Source organism: Natronolimnohabitans sp. A-GB9 (assembly GCF_030848565.1).
In the GTDB taxonomy this organism is placed as follows: Archaea; Halobacteriota; Halobacteria; order Halobacteriales; family Natrialbaceae; genus Natronolimnohabitans.
In genome coordinates this window covers 15540-32319 of sequence record NZ_JAVDDV010000004.1, presented here as the reverse complement: position 1 = coordinate 32319, position 16780 = coordinate 15540, and the positions used below count along the sequence as shown (strand labels likewise).

At 64.5% G+C, this 16780-nt stretch carries 19 protein-coding genes and 1 pseudogene; 12 read left to right on the top strand and 8 right to left on the bottom strand.

Annotated features, from left to right (window positions below; genetic code table 11):
- Position 1: 1 nt before the first annotated feature.
- Both metX and RBH26_RS06820 read left to right on the top strand, forming a co-directional pair.
- Positions 2–1207, top strand: a complete 1206-nt coding sequence (metX, locus tag RBH26_RS06825) for a homoserine O-acetyltransferase (RefSeq protein WP_306757430.1) — start codon at positions 2–4, stop codon at positions 1205–1207.
- A gap of 119 nt (positions 1208–1326) precedes the next feature.
- Complete coding sequence (locus RBH26_RS06820; protein ID WP_306757429.1) at positions 1327–2106, top strand: hypothetical protein; 780 nt, start codon at positions 1327–1329, stop codon at positions 2104–2106.
- Positions 2107–2241: 135 nt separating this feature from the next.
- On the opposite strand, the gene RBH26_RS06815 is transcribed toward RBH26_RS06820, so the two are convergent.
- Positions 2242–2649: a hypothetical protein gene (locus RBH26_RS06815; protein WP_306757428.1), complete on the bottom strand. Its 408-nt coding sequence runs from the start codon at positions 2647–2649 to the stop codon at positions 2242–2244.
- Positions 2650–2868: 219 nt separating this feature from the next.
- Positions 2869–3630 (bottom strand): helix-turn-helix domain-containing protein, encoded by a 762-nt coding sequence (locus RBH26_RS06810; protein WP_306757427.1) that lies wholly within the window; start codon positions 3628–3630, stop codon positions 2869–2871.
- A gap of 87 nt (positions 3631–3717) precedes the next feature.
- Between RBH26_RS06810 and RBH26_RS06805 the strand changes: the two genes are divergently transcribed.
- Positions 3718–4719 (top strand): hypothetical protein, encoded by a 1002-nt coding sequence (locus RBH26_RS06805; protein ID WP_306757426.1) that lies wholly within the window; start codon positions 3718–3720, stop codon positions 4717–4719.
- A gap of 171 nt (positions 4720–4890) precedes the next feature.
- Here RBH26_RS06805 and serB read toward each other — a convergent pair whose 3' ends face one another.
- Together serB and RBH26_RS06795 are read right to left on the bottom strand one after the other, a co-directional pair.
- Positions 4891–5541: a phosphoserine phosphatase SerB gene (gene serB, locus RBH26_RS06800; protein WP_306757425.1), complete on the bottom strand. Its 651-nt coding sequence runs from the start codon at positions 5539–5541 to the stop codon at positions 4891–4893.
- A 34-nt stretch (positions 5542–5575) separates the two neighbouring features.
- Positions 5576–6037: a universal stress protein gene (locus tag RBH26_RS06795; protein ID WP_306757424.1), complete on the bottom strand. Its 462-nt coding sequence runs from the start codon at positions 6035–6037 to the stop codon at positions 5576–5578.
- 159 nt (positions 6038–6196) lie between these two features.
- On the opposite strand from RBH26_RS06795, the gene RBH26_RS06790 reads away from it, so the two are divergent.
- The 3 genes from RBH26_RS06790 to RBH26_RS06780 all read left to right on the top strand — a co-directional run bounded on the left by RBH26_RS06790 (position 6197) and on the right by RBH26_RS06780 (position 9288).
- Positions 6197–7093 carry a DMT family transporter gene (locus RBH26_RS06790; RefSeq protein WP_306757423.1) on the top strand — a complete coding sequence of 299 codons (897 nt, stop codon included), beginning with the start codon at positions 6197–6199 and terminating at the stop codon, positions 7091–7093.
- A 72-nt stretch (positions 7094–7165) separates the two neighbouring features.
- Complete coding sequence (locus tag RBH26_RS06785; protein WP_345784080.1) at positions 7166–7573, top strand: hypothetical protein; 408 nt, start codon at positions 7166–7168, stop codon at positions 7571–7573.
- A 176-nt stretch (positions 7574–7749) separates the two neighbouring features.
- Entirely contained in the window at positions 7750–9288 is a 1539-nt protein-coding gene (locus RBH26_RS06780) for a DUF6498-containing protein (protein ID WP_306757420.1), read from the top strand.
- Here the strand turns inward: RBH26_RS06780 and RBH26_RS06775 are convergent.
- The gene (locus RBH26_RS06775; protein ID WP_306757419.1) at positions 9198–10025 is read right to left on the bottom strand and encodes an MOSC N-terminal beta barrel domain-containing protein; all 828 of its coding nucleotides are present in this window, start codon (positions 10023–10025) and stop codon (positions 9198–9200) included. The genes RBH26_RS06780 and RBH26_RS06775 overlap by 91 nt on opposite strands.
- A 189-nt stretch (positions 10026–10214) precedes the next feature.
- Between RBH26_RS06775 and serA the strand changes: the two genes are divergently transcribed.
- Positions 10215–11801, top strand: coding sequence for a phosphoglycerate dehydrogenase (gene serA / locus RBH26_RS06770; RefSeq protein WP_306757418.1), 1587 nt, complete (start codon positions 10215–10217; stop codon positions 11799–11801).
- Positions 11802–12139: 338 nt separating this feature from the next.
- On the opposite strand, the gene RBH26_RS06765 is transcribed toward serA, so the two are convergent.
- Together RBH26_RS06765 and RBH26_RS06760 are read right to left on the bottom strand one after the other, a co-directional pair.
- The gene (locus RBH26_RS06765; RefSeq protein ID WP_306757416.1) at positions 12140–12268 is read right to left on the bottom strand and encodes a hypothetical protein; all 129 of its coding nucleotides are present in this window, start codon (positions 12266–12268) and stop codon (positions 12140–12142) included.
- 72 nt (positions 12269–12340) lie between these two features.
- Positions 12341–12955, bottom strand: coding sequence for a class I SAM-dependent methyltransferase (locus tag RBH26_RS06760; RefSeq protein WP_306757415.1), 615 nt, complete (start codon positions 12953–12955; stop codon positions 12341–12343).
- Between the two features lie 131 nt (positions 12956–13086).
- On the opposite strand from RBH26_RS06760, the gene RBH26_RS06755 reads away from it, so the two are divergent.
- Positions 13087–13854, top strand: a complete 768-nt coding sequence (locus RBH26_RS06755; protein WP_306757414.1) for a hypothetical protein — start codon at positions 13087–13089, stop codon at positions 13852–13854.
- On the opposite strand, the gene RBH26_RS06750 is transcribed toward RBH26_RS06755, so the two are convergent.
- The gene (locus RBH26_RS06750; protein ID WP_306757412.1) at positions 13851–14171 is read right to left on the bottom strand and encodes a cupin domain-containing protein; all 321 of its coding nucleotides are present in this window, start codon (positions 14169–14171) and stop codon (positions 13851–13853) included. The two genes, RBH26_RS06755 and RBH26_RS06750, sit on opposite strands and share 4 nt — an antisense overlap.
- A gap of 134 nt (positions 14172–14305) precedes the next feature.
- On the opposite strand from RBH26_RS06750, the gene hisI reads away from it, so the two are divergent.
- The 4 genes and pseudogenes from hisI to RBH26_RS06730 all read left to right on the top strand — a co-directional run bounded on the left by hisI (position 14306) and on the right by RBH26_RS06730 (position 16674).
- Positions 14306–14677, top strand: a complete 372-nt coding sequence (hisI, locus tag RBH26_RS06745; protein WP_306757411.1) for a phosphoribosyl-AMP cyclohydrolase — start codon at positions 14306–14308, stop codon at positions 14675–14677.
- A 6-nt stretch (positions 14678–14683) separates the two neighbouring features.
- The gene (locus tag RBH26_RS06740) at positions 14684–15847 is read left to right on the top strand and encodes a hypothetical protein (RefSeq protein WP_306757409.1); all 1164 of its coding nucleotides are present in this window, start codon (positions 14684–14686) and stop codon (positions 15845–15847) included.
- A 70-nt stretch (positions 15848–15917) separates the two neighbouring features.
- A complete protein-coding gene (locus RBH26_RS06735; protein WP_306757408.1) occupies positions 15918–16328 on the top strand; it encodes a universal stress protein in 411 nt (136 codons plus the stop codon).
- Between the two features lie 18 nt (positions 16329–16346).
- Positions 16347–16674 (top strand): annotated as a pseudogene (locus RBH26_RS06730) (hypothetical protein).
- Positions 16675–16780: the final 106 nt, after the last annotated feature.

The window sequence follows — 16780 nt, the reverse complement described above, 5'->3', positions numbered from 1 at the left end:
CATGACAAGCAAAGACACAGTCGATCTCGGCGAGTTCCAGTTCCTCTCGGGGGAGTCGATCCCGAACCTCGAGGTAGCGTACGAAACGTACGGCGAGTTCACCGGCGACAACGCGGTGCTCGTCTGTCACGCGCTGACCGGCAGCTCTCACGTCGCTCGCAGACCCGATGCGGGCGACGAGACGGCCGGTCAGGCACGTGCCTGGTGGGGTGACGTCGTCGGGCCCGGCAAGGCCGTCGACACCACCGAGTACTTCGTCGTCTGTGCGAACACGCCCGGCTCCTGTTACGGCACGACGGGACCAGCAAGCGAGAACCCGGAGACGGGCGAGCCCTACGGCACCGACTTCCCGCCGGTCACTGTCGGCGACTGGACCCGCGCGCAACGACGACTCCTCGACGAACTCGGTATCGGTCGCCTTCATGCTGTCATCGGCGGCAGCGTCGGCGGGATGAACGTCCTCGATTGGCTGCGCCGATATCCGGACGACGTCGACTGCGCCGGAGTGGTCGCGGCCGCCGCCCGCCTCGATGCACAGTGTCTCGCGCTCGATACGGTCGCGCGACGGGCGATCACCAGCGATCCCAACTGGAACGGCGGCCACTACTACGGCGGTCCCGAACCCGACGACGGGCTCGCTCGAGCGCGCCAGATCGGCCACATTATGTATCTCTCGAAAGCCTCGATGGCCCGCAAGTTCGGGCGTCGCTCGGCGGGCCGGGAGACGGTCCGCGAGGAGCCGCCGGATCCCGCGGCCGCCTTCTTCCCGTATCGAGAGGTCGAGTCCTATCTCGACTACCAGGCCGACAAGTTCGTCGACCGCTTCGACGCCAACAGCTATCTCTACATGATCCGCGCGATGGACGACTTCGACCTGTCGTCCGGGTACGAGTCAGACGCCGACGCGCTGGCGGCGTTCGAGGGCGAACTCCTCTTGCTGTCGTTTACCGGCGACTGGCATTTCACCGTCGAACAGTCCGAGTCGGTGGCAGAGGCCTGTCGCGAGGCAGACGTCGACGTCGCCCACCACGTCGTCGAGTCCGACCACGGCCACGACGCTTTCCTCGTCGAACCAGAGAAGGTCGGACCGCCGCTGTCGGACCTACTCGAGACGGGGCTGTCGGGACGGACGATCACCGACACCGAGTCGGAGCCGGTCGAGTCCGACTCGTTTGCGCCAGTACACACGAGTCTGTTCGGCGAGTAACACGTTTATTTATAGATGTAATTGGATGAATTACAAACAGTTGATAGAAGAACGTTCTCCATTTCTACTGTAACAATTGTTCCGGAAATTATAATATCACTCTAGCTTACCTATCGGTGATGACAGAAGAAAGTCAACTCGAGTACGAGGACGAACAGGACGACGAGCAGCGGACACAGCGACCGGCGGCGGTACAGGACACCGGCAGCGATCTCCCGTTCAAGCAGGGTGCGGTGTTCGGTGCGATCGCAGCGATCGCGACCTACTTCGCACATCTGCTCGCGACGCTCGTCGCGACGGCACAGACAACGCCCACGACTTACACTGACGACGGGTCGGTGGTCGTCACAGACATGGTGGCCTCCTGGGAGGCCGCCGGCTGGAGTTACCTCGCCGCGTTCGGAACGGGGTTCGAAGCCGACGGTGAACCCGCGACGCTCGGAGACGCACCAAACCACGCCGCTGCGGCCGCTTCACCGCCGTTTTTCCTGGTCGATACGGCGCTGTTCGTGCTTACGCTCGGACTGGTCGTCGCCGCGGGGTACGCGATCGCGAATTACACCGACGCCGACGACGCCGTCGAAGCGGTGAAAGCCAGCGTAACGGTCGTTCCGGCGTATCTGGTAATTGCAGCCGTCGTCGCGTTCCTGATGACGAACACCTACTCGGATCCCGAACTCGTCGGTAGCCTGATCGATAGCGCCGGCACGCTCGAAGCCGAGCCCTACCTGAACGACGAGATGGAGATTACCGGCTCGGTCGAGTTCGCTCCCACGACATCCGGCGCGATTCTCTTCGCCGGAATCCTCGTCCCTGCCGTTCTCGCGGCGATCGGCGGCGTGCTGACACAGCGCCGCGACGCTCTCGCAACGCTGATGGCACAGGTCGAAGACCGCTAACGCCGATCGAAGATCTCCGGACCACGAGGTGGGTTCCTCGAGTGGTTCGGTTGGACGTTTTCGTTGCACTGATCGCGAGCGATCGCGTTCGGCGTCCGGCGGGAAGTCGAAGTCACGGAAAACTGGGAAGGAAAATCAGTCGGCCGCCTGATCTGCCGTCTGTCGGTAGGCCCGGTCGTGGACAGCGTCGAACGAGGCGTACTGATCGGCGCTGACCGAGGTTCGGAAACTCGCGAGCCATCGGTGGAGATCGGTCGCGAACAACGAGGGACTCTCGAGGCGGAGGAGTCGGCCGGTGAGGTGTTTACCGGTCGGCGAACGGATCGCGGCAATGAGAGCCCACATCGTTCCGGCTGCCAGCGAGCCGACTGCGGAGAAACTCATTCCGAGCGTGAGGAAGGTCGCGCCGTAGACCAGCCCGATCGCCATCGACGGAAGACTCGTTCCGAGCGGAACCCGCGCGGTCGCATCGCGTAAGGTCGGTGCGAGGAAGACGATCGAGAGACTGCTGCCAACCATGAAGACGAGGTCTTGCCACATCATGCAACTCCTTACTCGAGATCGAGTTAAAAGTCTCTCGATCGCGAAAACGGCTCTCATAGCGGATATTCTCCGTTTCGGACGAATAGCCGACTATGTTCGGCTAGCGTGTGTCGGTCGACTCATACTGATTAGCACTGATATTCGAAGGTTCTCACGCGAAAACCGTTCCCGTGAGAACCGCATGACGAGAGAACCTATGAACTAGTCTGCTGATCCCTATCAGTCGTCGGCTGTCGCACCCCTCGCTCGCACGACGGGATCGCCCGTCTCGGTCGAGACGAAGGATTTGCGAGCCACGATTCGGCCCGAGTCAGCCGGGCACTGGAGCGTCGACGTCGGAATCCCCTCGGCCTCGGCGCTCTCTTGGACGGACGCGCAGCGCGGATCGTCGTAGTAGCCGTACTCGACGGCCAACTCGAGTGTTTCGCACTGCTTGTCTGGGAGCCCTCCGCGATCCGCGTGGTACCCGACCCACTCGGTCGGCTCGCCGAGGCGCTCGAATTCGAGGGAGAGTCCGTCTCGGAGGTTCCCCTCGAGTTCCTCGTAGATCTCTCTGACCGCAGCATCGTCGTCGGCGAGGATACACCACCTGTACTCGTGACCGTGTTGTTCGGCGCGACAGAGTACGCCGTCACCGAGGTGTGTCGCGGCCAGGTACGGCACCGACCGACAGCCCTCGCCTTCCGACTGGCGCGAGTAGACGAGTCGGCTCGTCGGCCGCTCGGCGAGGGTCTCGCAAGTCCAGTCGATCTCACAGCCGCCCATCCCTCGGAGGCTCGAACAGCGTTCGATTCCCTCGAGACACTCGTCGTAATCCGCAAGCGCCTCTCGCGGCCCGGTAGCTTCGTCGAGACGCCACATCGTGTCCGTCGTGGCGTGACAGGAGACGGTCCGTGCGTAGAGCCCGGGGTGGTCGATGAAGACGTCCATGAGGTGGTCCACACCGCGCTCGTAGGTGATCGTAAACGCGAACTCCCGCATACGGTACCCGTCGACGAGTGCGCACAAGAACACACTGCTGTGAACTTGCCAGAGGATCTTTGTCACTGGTCAACGAATCGACGCGTGATGTCCATCGAGTTCACCGCACACACTGACCGGGCGCGCTTCTACAGTCCGATGGCCGACTTCGAGGAAGACACTGTCGAGGTCGAACTGCGTGAGGATCCGCTGACCGGACAGCAGACCCGTCTCGTCGAGGACGTGTTCCCTCATCCCGACGAGCGACCGGATATCTCGTCGTTCGTCGACGACGACGGAGACTGTTTCTTCTGTCCGGAGATGGTCCACGACGCGACGCCAGAGTACCCCGACTTCGTCGAGGTCGATCGCGGAACCGTCGGCGAATCAGTTTCGTTTCCGAACCTGTTTCCGTACGCCAAACACGCAAACGTCGTCGTTCTCACCGAGGACCACTTCGTGCCAAACGACGAGTTCTCCGCTGACCTGCTCGCCGATGGCCTCGAGAACGCCCTCGAGTACGTCCACGCGGTCACGGACCACGAGGACCCCCCCTACGCCTCGATCAACATGAACTTGCTCCCCTCCTCGGGAAGCAGCGTCGTCCACCCACACCTCCAGACGATCCTCGACGACCACGGCACGAACGCGGCCAGACGCCGCGTCGACGCCGAGCGTGCGTTCGCCGACGACCACGACAGCACCTACTGGGAAGCCCTGCTCGAGGAGGAACGGGACGGGCCACGACACGTCGGCGCAACCGGCGACGTCGAGTGGCTCGCCCCGTTCGCGCCGACCCACCACTACCACGTCGTGGGCATTACCGACGTGACCGATCGACCTGCACCCAACGACGACGTGGTCGCCGACCTCGCGGCCGGCCTCGAGAACGTGCTGTCCTACTACGGCTCGCTCGGGCTCAACGCCCACAACTTCTCGATACACCTGAACGAGGGAGACGCTTCGCCCGTCGTCGTCGACGTCGTCGCTCGATCGCCGTTCGACGACCACTACGTCTCGGACGCGTTCTTCCTTCAGACGCTCCACGACGAACGCGTCGTCGACGTTGCACCCGAAGCGTACGCCTCGGAGGCTGCCGAGTTCTTCTGATACGGACTGCTGTACCGATGTACCGCCGATCGCCGACCCCATCCTGGCGATCGGCGGTAATTGACGACAGGAGACCGTATGAGACGAATCGCGACCCGTTAACTGTCGGTTAGTCTCGCTACGGCCACGACCTCCTGTGGCCGTGGCAAAACCCGTACAACAGGTCGACCGCTACGCGTCGGCCAGCACGCCGTCCTCGACGAGCACTTCGCGGGCTTCGTCCATCGAGGTGACGACGACCTCACAGTGCGGTTCGACGGCCGGTTTCGGCTCGAACCCGATCGAGAGGCCGGCGACTTGCAACATCGGCAGGTCGTTGGCACCATCGCCGACGGCGACGGTGTCCTCGAGGTCGACGCCGACCTCGTCGGCGAGGTTCTCGAGAGCGTCGTCTTTGGTGCCCTCGATGAGTGGCCCTTCGACGTCACCGGTCAGTTCGGTCTCCTCGTCGTTCATCGGCAGTCGGTTCGAGACGATGTGATCGACGGAGGCGTCCTCCGCTTCGAGGGCGGCGGCGACGCCGCGTTCGAAGCCGCCGGTGAGGATCGCGGTCGTGACGCCGGCGTCGTTTAACTCTTCGATGAGGTCGGCCGCACCGTCGCGGAGTTCGACCTCGTCGAAGGCGGCGCGGGCGTCCTCGGCGGGGAGCCCTTCGAGCAGCGCCGCGCGCTTGCGGAGGCTCTCGGCGTAGTCGATCTCGTCGTTCATCGAGCGTTCGGTGATCTCGGCCATGTCGTCGGCGACGCCACAGCGGTCACCGAGCAACACGGTCATCTCGGAGTCGGAAAGCGTCCCGTCGAAGTCGAAAGCGACGACTGTCATCGCCCGCCGATTGTGGCCCCCCGAATAAACCAGTTCAGGTTTCCGCTTCCGCCTCGACCGGCGTCTTGACGATGGTCACCGGTCGCGAGGCCAGCCGCGAGACCCGTTCGGTGACGCTTCCGAGCAGCTGGCGGTACTCGCCGGGTCGCTCCTTCGAGCCCATGATCAGCAGGTCGACGTCTTCTTCGTCGGCGTAGGCGAGGATCTCTTCGGCGGGTCGACCGTGACGGACCGTCGTCGCCGGATCGAGTCCGGCCTCGTTGGCTTGCTCTGTGGCTTCCTCGAGGGTCTCCTCGCCGATCGACTCTAAGGCCGACTCGAGGCCCTCGAACTCGTGGACGTATTCGTCACCTGAGTAGGAGCTGTAGACGTCGCTGTCGACGACGTACAGCAAGTGTAGCTCCGCGCCGGTCGACTCGGCGACAGTGATCGCGTGTTCGGTCGCCAGTTCGGCGCCTTTCTCCGCGTCGGTTGGGAGGAGTATTCGGTCGTACATAGCTGTCGATACGCCGGCACTGCCCATAATAGTCGCCGGTGTTCCACGTCTCTGAAAAGAGTCGGTAGCTAACCGGTATCGCAACGTTGACCCGTTCGTCGTCCTCACCTCTCATCGAATGACGCGGCGACGACGGCCCGGACCCGGTGAGTCGAGCCGATGACGAGTGCGACCCTCGAGGTGCTCGTTCTCGCGTTGATCCCGGCGATCTTCTGGGGCTTTACGCCGATATTCGACAAGCGGGGCATGGCCGCGGGTGGCGGCTCCGTGCAGGCGTCGCTGGTCGTGGTCGTCGTCGACTCGGCGATCTACTGGCTCGTCATCGCCGCGCTCTACGGCCGGTCGGCGTTTTCCGGGCTAACCCTCGAGGTGCTCGCGATCTTTGCCTTCGCGGGCGTCGTCGGGACGGCCCTGGGTCGGATCACGATCTTCGTCGGCGTCGATAAGGTCGGTGCGAGCCTCAACAGTACGATCCTCAGTACGCGACCGCTGTTTGCGACACTGATCGCGCTCGTCTGGCTCGGCGAGCCACTCGGGCCTGTGACGGGGGTCGGAATCGTCATCCTCGTCGCCGGACTGGCCGTCCTGACGGCCTCGAAAGGTGGCGACCTCGGCGGCTGGCAACCCCGTCACCTGCTGTGGCCCATTGCCGCCGCGGCTACCTTCGCCGTCGCGAACGTCAGCCGTCGGTACGGCATGCTCGAGACGCCGATCTCGGCGCTCGAGGCCGTCGCCTTGAACGAGACGGCCGGTCTGATCGCACTGCTCGCTTACGTCGCCGCGGTCGGTGGTCGCGACGTCCTCGAGCGACCGCGCGCGTCGTACGCGTACTTCGCCGGTAGCGGCCTGCTGACGACCGTCGCGATGCTCTCACTGATGGCCGCACTCGGCTTAGAGGAGGGTCGAATCGCCATCGTCGATCCGCTGGTCGCGACCGCGCCGCTGTTTACGCTCGTGTTCGCCGCCGTCCTGTTGCGTGACCTCGAGCGAGTGACGAAAGGCGTCGTCGCGGGCGCGGCGCTGGTCGTCGTCGGTGCCGTGTTAATCACGGTTTGAACGCCCGTTCGCGCCGTTACATTCGACAAACCTACCAGACTGCTTTTCAGGGATCTTGCAGACGTCACGGATATGTGCGCAAGTCCCACAACCGGTGCAGAGAGCCGTTTCGTTCGACCGTCGAACCCGATCGGGTACGTCGCGATACTCATGGCGCTCGTGACGGGTATCTTGCATCTGGTAGCGTCGACGAACGCGATCGAGTTCAGCGAGGTGCTCGCGATCCTATTTATCTTGAACGGACTCGGATTCATCGGCGGCTCGGTCCTCTATCTCACCCGCTACTGGCGACGAGAACTGTTTCTCGTCGCAGCGGCGTACTCGATCGTCACGATCCTCGCGCTCTTCCCGGTCCAGGGGTGGGGCCTCGAGGCGTTCTACATGGACGGGAACCTCAATCCGCTGGCGGTAATCACGAAGGCTGCCGAGGCCATCCTCGCAGTCTGTGCCCTCTATCTGTACGCCGACGCCGGGGCATAGTCGGACCAGTACGATCCGCCACCGTTCGCAATTTTCACTGACTGCTGGCCGACAGTGTCAGCTACGTACCCGACCGTCGACACATTGGCCGACCGACGATCCAGGCCCAGCAGCTGACAGAGTAATCATATTGCTTATCTATTTCCGGAGAGATGTCCAGACGGAGTCACATTCCGATGCTGCCCTTACGCCCTCCAGACCAAACCGACGACAGAGCCGGCTTCGTGCCGCTCCTCCTGGCGAATCTGCTGCCGCTCGTCGGCGTCGTCTGGCTCGGCTGGGAACCGGTGGCGCTCGTGCTCATCTACGGCGTCGAACTCGTGGTGTCGATTCTGCTAGCTGGCGTGAAGGCGCTGTTCGCTCAGCGGCCGCCGCCGACGGAACGAGACGGTGTGGTGACTGCTTCGGAATCGCTGTTGGCCGAGAAACGCGGCCGCGTTCAGATCCACGGCGCGCTGCCGCCGATCTACCCTCGAAACGTCCCGTTCGCTCTCGGTGTGGTCGCCGGGCTGGTGATGTATTCGGTCTTCTTCGGAGTTGTCGTCTTCGCGATCTTTCAGCCCGACGGGAGCGTCATAGAACCGTCCGTTCTGGCGAGCGTCCTCACTCTCGTCGTCGGCCAGCTCGCGGAGACGAGCCGACAGTACTTCCGAAAGCGGGAGTACGAACGCGTTTCGCCATACGCCGTCGTCGAAGCGCCGGTTCGACAGCTGTTCGTCCTCTTGTTTCTCCTTGCCTTCCTTGGCCTCTTTCTGGGCGCGCTTGGATCGCTCGTCCTTGTCGTCTGTGTGAAGCTGTTCGTCGAGTGGTCGTCGTACCGCGCGGCCCGGGCGGAGACCGACGCAAGCCGGTTCGTCGATCGGTTCGTCGGCTGGTTTGCCGGCCCGTCCGAATCGACCGAGACTCCTGGCCCCGTTCGTGTTCCGGAGACCGACTCGGAGCTGGATCCGGTCGACCGGATTTCAGTCGACCGGACCGCCGTCCTCCTCGAAGGAGTCGTCCACTCGATCTGGGGGATGGCCTTCTTCCTGCCGTTTTTCGGTGTCGTCTGGCTTCTTGCCGTCATCGCGGTCGTCGCCTGGTCTGGCTCTGTCCTCCTCTTTTGGCTCGGCGTCGCTGCCTCTGCCGTTTTGCTGGCGCTCACACTCGCGATCCAGGTCGCCACCCACTACCTCGAGCACGGCACGCTTGAGTACCGGCGTCGCGGGGACCACATCGTCGCTTACGACCGACTGCTCGAGGAGCCGCAGTGGGCTGAGTCGGTCTATCGGCTCCGGAACGTACGTCTCGAGCACGGCCGGTTCGTCGACCGACTGCTGGATACCTGGACGGTCCGTGTGACGACCGGAATTCGATCGCCCTCGGTGCTATCGTCGTGCTTGTCGCCCCCGGTCTGTCGCTGGACACTCGCTTCAACGCGGTCGTGTACGCGCCGTTTCTCATGCTCCTCCCGGTGGGACTCTGGAAGTGGGCCTGTTCCGACGGGACGTAGCGATGGACGAAACCCGGTCCGGAACGGATCGTGTGCCGTCGCCACGACCGACTGGTCGTCTCTCGAGTCCGCGACGATACTGCCGGATAGGAGTCACAGACTGCTGTCCGGCAGTATGACTTGCGTTCCGTTTCAGGAGTCGACGACGTCGACTGGGTCGCCGCTCCGCACTGTTTTCCCTCGGTCGGACTCGGGAACCCGTGCGATGAGCATCGTCGCGTAGTAGTGGTCGAAGGCGTCTTCGTCGGCCCAGTCGGGGAACGTCTCACGACGCTTCTCGACGAATCGCTCCCGGAACTGGGGTGTCGCGTCGCCCGTATCGGGATCGCGTTCGGGGACGACACAGCGATTGCAGGGCGTGACGCCCTCGAGGCGAACGCCGCCGATCTCGAAGGCGGGGGCGTCCGCCCCGACGAATCGATCCTCCCAGAACGGCTCGACGCCGCTGATCTCGAGGTTCGGTCGCAGTCGGCGGCGCGCGCCCTCGACCGTGACGTCGTCGAACCAGTCGGCGACCGTCTCGAGAGTCGCCGTGCTGATCACCGACGGCCCCGTTCCGGGACGGTCGACGTAGCCACACGTTCGATTGCGCTCGAGGGAGACGTCTTCGTCGAAGAACTCGCCGAACCACGACGCCGCACGGTCGCGGCCGGCGGCCGACTCGAGGTCGAAGCTGGCGGTCTCGCCGTCCGTCGGTTCGACTACGAGTACCCCCGTCTCGGGATCGAAATCGGTCCGTAGGTCGTGGACGCGTGCCGTCCGTTTTCCGTTGATCACGACGTCGCTGTCGGCGGGATCCGGATCGGTCCCGTCGGCCGTCGAACGAAGCGCGTCGCGGTCGAACAGGGCGAACTCGCGGTCGTGAGCCAGCGTCCCGCCGTCGAGGACGTCGGCTGCCTCGAGGTCGATACCGTTGAGGCTCTTTACCGGATACACCCTGAGTCGGTCCAGCCGTGGCATGGGGTCCCTGTTCGCCGTGCGAGACAAATAGGTATTCGATACTGCCGGCTGTCGCCGCTCGATCCGGATTTCGGTCTCCTGTCGGCTGACGGTCAGTGCATCGTCGTGTCCGAGAGGCTGATAGTGGTAGTTTTTGCCTTCGACTGGAACAACGGAAGGGTTTACCTGCTCCACACGATTGTCTCGCGCATGAAGGTACTGGTCACGGACCCGATCGCCGACGCGGGGCTGGACGTTCTCAGAGACGCCGGCCACGACGTCGAAACAGGCTACGACCTCGAAGGCGAAGACCTCCTCGAGGCGGTATCGGACGCACACGGCATGATCGTCCGCTCCGGGACGGAGGTCACCGCAGAGGTCCTCGAGGCCGCCGAGGAACTCGTCATCGTCGGCCGTGCGGGGATCGGCGTCGACAACATCGACATCGACGCCGCCACGGACGAGGGCGTCATCGTCGCCAACGCCCCCGAAGGCAACGTTCGCGCCGCCGCCGAACACACCGTCGCGATGGCGTTTGCGACCGCCCGCTCGATCCCGCAGGCACACATCCGTCTGAAAGACGGCGAGTGGGCCAAAAGCGATTATCTGGGCGCCGAACTCAACGGCAAGACGCTGGGCGTCGTCGGCCTCGGCCGCGTCGGCCAGGAGGTCGCCAAGAAACTCGACTCGCTGGGCATGGACATCGTCGCGTTCGACCCCTACATCTCCGAGGAACGCGCCGACCGGCTCGGCGCCGAACTCGTCGAGTTCGAGGCGTGTCTCGAGCGTGCCGACTTCCTGACGATCCACACGCCGCTGACCCCCGAAACAGAGGGGATGATCGGCCCCGAGGAACTCGACCTCCTCGAGGGCGGGTATCTCGTCAACGTCGGTCGTGGCGGCATCGTCCAGGAGGATGCACTCGCGACAAAAGTCGAGGACGGCACCCTTGCTGGCGCCGCACTCGACGTCTTCGCCGAGGAGCCCCTGTCCGCTGACTCGCCGCTGCTCGAGCACGACGACGTCATCGTCACGCCCCACCTTGGTGCCTCGACCGAGGCCGCCCAGGAAAACGTCGCGACCTCCACCGCCGAACAGGTCAACGCTGCACTCGAACAGGAACCCGTCGCGAACGCGTTGAACGCCCCCTCGATCGACGAGAGCGCGTTCCCCCGCGTCGAACCCTACATCGACATCGCCGAGACCGCTGGCAAGGTCGCCGCACAGCTGCTCGAGGGCCGCATCGAGAACGTCGAGATCACCTACGAAGGGGACATCGCCGACGAGGACGTCGAGTTCGTGACGGCAAGCGGCCTGAAGGGTGTCTTCGAACCCCTCGAGTGGCAGGTCAACGCGGTCAATGCGCCCCAGATCGCCGAGGACCGGGGCGTCGACGTCACCGAATCCAAGACCCGCCAGGCCGAGGACTTCCAGAGTCTCATCTCCGTGACCGTCAGCAACGACGACGACGAGGTCTCCGTCGACGGGACCCTCTTTGCGGGTGACGACCCGCGTATCGTCCGTGTCGACGGCTACCGCGTCGACGCGATCCCCCACGGAAAGATGGTCGTCACGCGCAACACCGACGAACCCGGCGTCATCGGGCTCATCGGCTCCGTGATGGGCAACCACGACGTCAACATCGCCGGCATGTTCAACGCCCGTGAAGCTCACGGCGGCGAAGCGTTGACCGTCTACAACGTCGACAGCGAGGTTCCAGAGGCAGCGAAAGAGGAACTCGAGTCCGACGAGCGGATCATCGGCATCAACTACATCACGCTGAACGGACAGGCGTAGGTCGGCGGTCAGTTTTCATACTACCGGACAGCAGTCAGTAAGAGCTGCCGGCACAACGCTCTCATAGCGGAGTGGTCTAGGTGGACCGATGGCACCTGATCCCGAACGGGAGCACGAACACGAGCTGGAAGCCGAATCTTTCACCGTCCGACGCCACGGTGGTCGAAATCGCTCCGGCCGAGGACTCGGTTGCTGTCGATATCGTGGTCCCGTGTCCGACCTGTAGCGAACCGTTGCGGAGCTCGAGTCATCCCCGGTCGGTACAGCAGTCCGTATTCGTTCGCGATCTCGGCCAGCAGTACTCGGACACTGGGCAACGGCTTTAGCCGTTGGTTAGCTTACCCCTTCGCGTCGGGCCTCGAGGGAAGCGTCTGGAGACAGTTCCGACAGTACGTATAGAAGTGGTCGTTTTCCGTCCCACACGACCGGCAGGTCACCGGCTGTTCGGTTCGTGGCGAGGAACTCATCGTCGGTATCTTCGTCCTCGAGTCACATACACACCCCGCTGACGTTTGCAAGGTTCCGACTGTGCCGGCCCGCTACCCGCGGTACTCGGCCAGTACGAACGGCACGGAACTCCCGAGCGGATCGTCGACGACCCGCTCCCAGACGATCTCGAATCCCGCTGCCGTGAGGTTGTCGCGGGTTCGGCGGCGACCGGGCGTACTGAAGAACATCGATCGGCCGCTCCCGAGCCAGTCGCGCTGGACCGTCTCGTACCCTCTCGAGCCGATCGTCGCGAGGAGCCGTCCGCTCGGCTTGAGGACGCGGGCGAACTCCGCGTAGACGGCCGGGTGCTCGTTTCGGGGGACGTGGAAGACGGCGTGGTAGGCGGTGATCGCGTCGACCGAGTCCGCGGCGAGCGGTAGATTCGTCATCTCCCCCTGGAGGAGGGACGCATCGGGGACGTTATCGGCTGCGAGTTCGAGTTGTCGACTCGAGAGGTCGAGCCCGATCCGCTCGACGTCTTCGAGGTTCGCAAGCGTTCGCATCCCGTCGCCACAGCCGACGTCGAGGACGGTCACGGTCACGTCCTCGGGCAGTGTCGTCACCAACTCGTCGAGTAGCGCGGCGTCGTCCCCGTCGGCACGTCGGTTCGCGGCGTAGGTGTCGGCGACGGCGTCCCACGCCCGTCGTAGCTCTCGTCGGTCCATGGGGTCCGAAGGCGGCCTACAGATACAATGGTAGTCCCAAACGCTGCCCTCTGCCCTGGCCGAACGGGCGCTCAGATCGTGTTTCTCCGACGGGGAATACGCTCTTGGCCGTCGGGAACGTACGTTCCACGATGACGCCCCACAATCCCTCGCGGCTCGAGGCCGTCCTCGCGGACCTCCGTGATCGTGGCTACTGCTGTCCGGACCCGATCGAGGACGAGACACCGGTCGTGGCGACCGGCGGCGACCACCCGACCGGCGGCCCGGACGTGGCACTGTCGATCGATCGGCTCCGGGCGGTCACGCCGCTGACGATCACCGGTCGTATCGCAACCGCCGCTCACGCCGGCCGGGCACCGGTTCTCGTCGTCGACGAGTGGGGACTCGAGGACGTGCGGGCCGTCCTCGGCGAGTCGTTCTTGCTGCGCGACCGTGTCGACGACCGCCGCCAGTTCTACTCGATTCCCGACCGGATCGCGTTGTCCGACGGGCGGTATGCCTGCGTGCGAACCGATACGGAACCCCAGTGGCGAGAGGACGCGTCGACGACCGCGACCGGCCGCGACAGGACGGACACGGACGACCCGCGGCTCCTGCTCGAGGCCGACGGCTCGATCCAGGCCGTCCTCGAGTCGACCGATGCGCTGACCTGTCCCGGTCCCGACCCGGCGGCGTTCCCCTATCGATACGGTCGCGGCCCGGACAAGCGCATCCACGTCTTCGACCGGGACCGCGAGGTCGGTCGCTACGCCGGTATCGCGGCGATGCGCGCAAACGCCTATCGGCCGGTTGCGATGCCGCTGGTGCCCGAACAGCACGTCAGAACGGGTGGGCGACTGGCTCGTAGCGCGACACTTGCTGTCGCGACGGCCGACGGCGTCACCTACGAACGGTTTTAGGGTGCGCCCATCAGCACGAACCGACTTTCGGTGTCGCCGTTGTGGATCTGGTGGGTCGCATCCGGCGGGATTCGGATCGCGTCGCCCTCAGCCATGTCGATCGATTCGTCTTCGACGGTGACCGTCGCTTCGCCCTCGACCAACAGGTAGATCTCCTCGTGTCCGTCCGCCTCGTGATCGTGTTCTTTGCCCTCCCAGCCGGGCTCACACTCGACGACGGTGACGCCCATATGCTCGCAGTTCAGTTCGTCACGCAGGAAATGCATCCCGTTTTGATCCTCGACGTCGCGGTAGTTCGTCTTGGTGTAGTCAGCCATCGCTGTCTCCTGCCCACTCCAGGAGTGATAAATGTTGACGCCACCCGTGAGCGGGTCGGCAGGTGTCGATTCGTCGTCGTCGAGGTGACCCTCTCGGCAAAAGACCTATCGCTCCGTCGTCCATCCGTTTATGTATGAACGACGACGTTGCAGTCGACTTCGGCGAGGACGGACTCGTCCCCGCCGTCGCACAGGACGCAGAGTCCGGCGAGGTGCTCATGCTCGCCTACGTCTCCCCGGAGGCCCTCGAGCGAACGCGCGAAACCGGCATGGCCCACTACTACTCCCGGAGCCGGGAGGAACTGTGGCAAAAGGGCAAGACGAGTGGCCACGTTCAGCACGTCGAGGAGGTTCGGGTCGACTGTGACGCCGACACGCTGCTCTATCTCGTCGAGCAGGAAGGTGGGGCCTGCCACACCGGCCACCGGTCGTGTTTCTATCGCACGGTCGAGGGCGAAAACGTCGGCGAACGGGTCTTCGATCCCGACGCCATTTACGACGACTGACCATCGATGAGCGAGCGCGTTACGAATCCCAGCGCGAACTCGAGTGCGACGTCCCCACTCGAGGCCCTCGAGGCGGCCCGCGGGCGCTTCGAGCGGGCCGAAGAACGGATCGACGACCACGGCGGCGAGGCCGTCACTGAAGCCGCCGAAGCCTACCGCGAGGCGACGGAGTTGCTCGACTCCTACGTCGACCGAGCGACCGGAACCGGCCGGGAGAACTTCAAGGCCTACGTCGAACTCGAGGGGAAGTTCGACTCGCTGGTCTCGGGACTCCCCGACGACCTGCGGGGTCGCGAGGCGTTCGAGGACGCCCTCGACGCGATCGACAAGCGCCGACTCAGCGAGTCCGACTTCGAGCGCGCCCACGAAGCACTCGAGCCAGCAGCCCAGTACGCCGACCTCTTAGCGGAGCGCGAGGCCGCCCGCGAGGCACTCGACGACGCTCGGACCGCCGCCGCCAAGCGCCTGCGAGAGCTCGACGACGAGATTCCGGACCGCGAACGGCTGCTCGAACTCGCAAACGCCGACCTCGAGGCACCCGTCGAGGACCTTCGGGAGCCGATCGAGGCGTACAACGACGCGATCGAGACCGCCGTCGAGGAGTACCGCCTCGAGGCGTCGGCCCAGGAGGTGTTCGACCTCCTCGAGCGGAGCCGCTGGTACCCGTTCGTCGACTTCGAACGGCCACCCGACGACCTCCGACGCTATGTTCAGGAGAACCCGGCCGGCGAGTACACGATTCCGGAACTGCTCGAGTACGCCGACTACTCGCGGTCGAAACTCGCACACTACGTCGAGAGCGCGGACGAACTCAAACGGAAGGTCGCGACCCAGCAGACGTTCCTCGACGGGATCGACGCCGAGCCGCTGACGATTCCGTGGCCGCCGGCGGAGGCGGGCGTGCTCCGTCGACGTGCGCGGGAGTACCGCCCGTTCGTCGAGCGCGTCGCCGACGAGGACGTCGTCGAGAAGCTGCGTTCGATCCGTCGGCTCACGACCGATCCCGACTTCGACTACGAGCGATTGCAGACCGCAGCCCAGGCGGTCGACCAGCTCACGCCCGAGGAACGCGAGCGGCTCACCGACGGACAGGTCGCCGACGAACTCCAGGCCCTCCGGACCGAACGGGAGCGACTCGAGGACGCACTCGAGGTCGACGACCCGGTCTAACACTAAAAACAGTCAGCACACAGGCAGGAACAGCCGGCCGTATGAAGGTTCGGCCCGTCGTATCGGCCGTATGATCGACCATCTGCTCGTGCCGATGGACGACTCCGAGCCGGCACGGACGGCCCTCGAGTACGCGCTCTCGGTCTTCCCGGAGGCCGAGATAACGGTACTCCACGCTGTCGACGACCTCGAGTCGACCTACGGCGGCCGACCGCCGGCTGTGGCTGGACCCGACGACGAGGACGAGGAACTGGCGTTCTTCGACGACGTCCGGGAGCTCGCCGACGACGACCGTCCCGTCGAGACGATCGTCGTCGAGGGAACGGCGGCCGACGCAATCCTCGAGTACGCCGAGGCGGAGGCAGTCGACGGGATCGTCATGGGAAGCGAGGGACGGTCGGGCGTCTCTCGAGTGCTGTTGGGCAGCGTCGCGGAAGCAGTCACACGGCGGGCGTCGGTTCCAGTGACGATCGTCCCGTGATCGGCCGTTCGTGACACTATGGACGATCGGACTGGGACGACGCTCCACACCGCCCTCTTGCTTTCGACGACCGCGGTGCTGGCGTGGCTCACCGGACTGCCGCTGCTCTTCCCGAGCCTCGGCCCATCGGCGTTCGTACTGGCGCTGTTTCAGGAGGGTGAGGCGACCGCTCCCCGGCGGGTGATCGGCGGTCACATCATCGGCGTCGTTGCCGGCCTGCGCGACGACGCTGATCGTCTCGCTTGGGTTGCTGTCGACGCTTCTCGAGGGTGTGTTGATCGTTCTCGCGGTGCTCGTACTGGTCGGCACACACCGGCTGCTGCTCGTCGGAGTAGAGGCTCTCTAAGCTGTGATTCCCCCAAATGCGGCGCATCCCAGAACATACGGACTACTGGACGTCATTTCCGGTGCAACCGCAGGTCGGGTCGCGGTTGTACCGGCGACTCGCGACA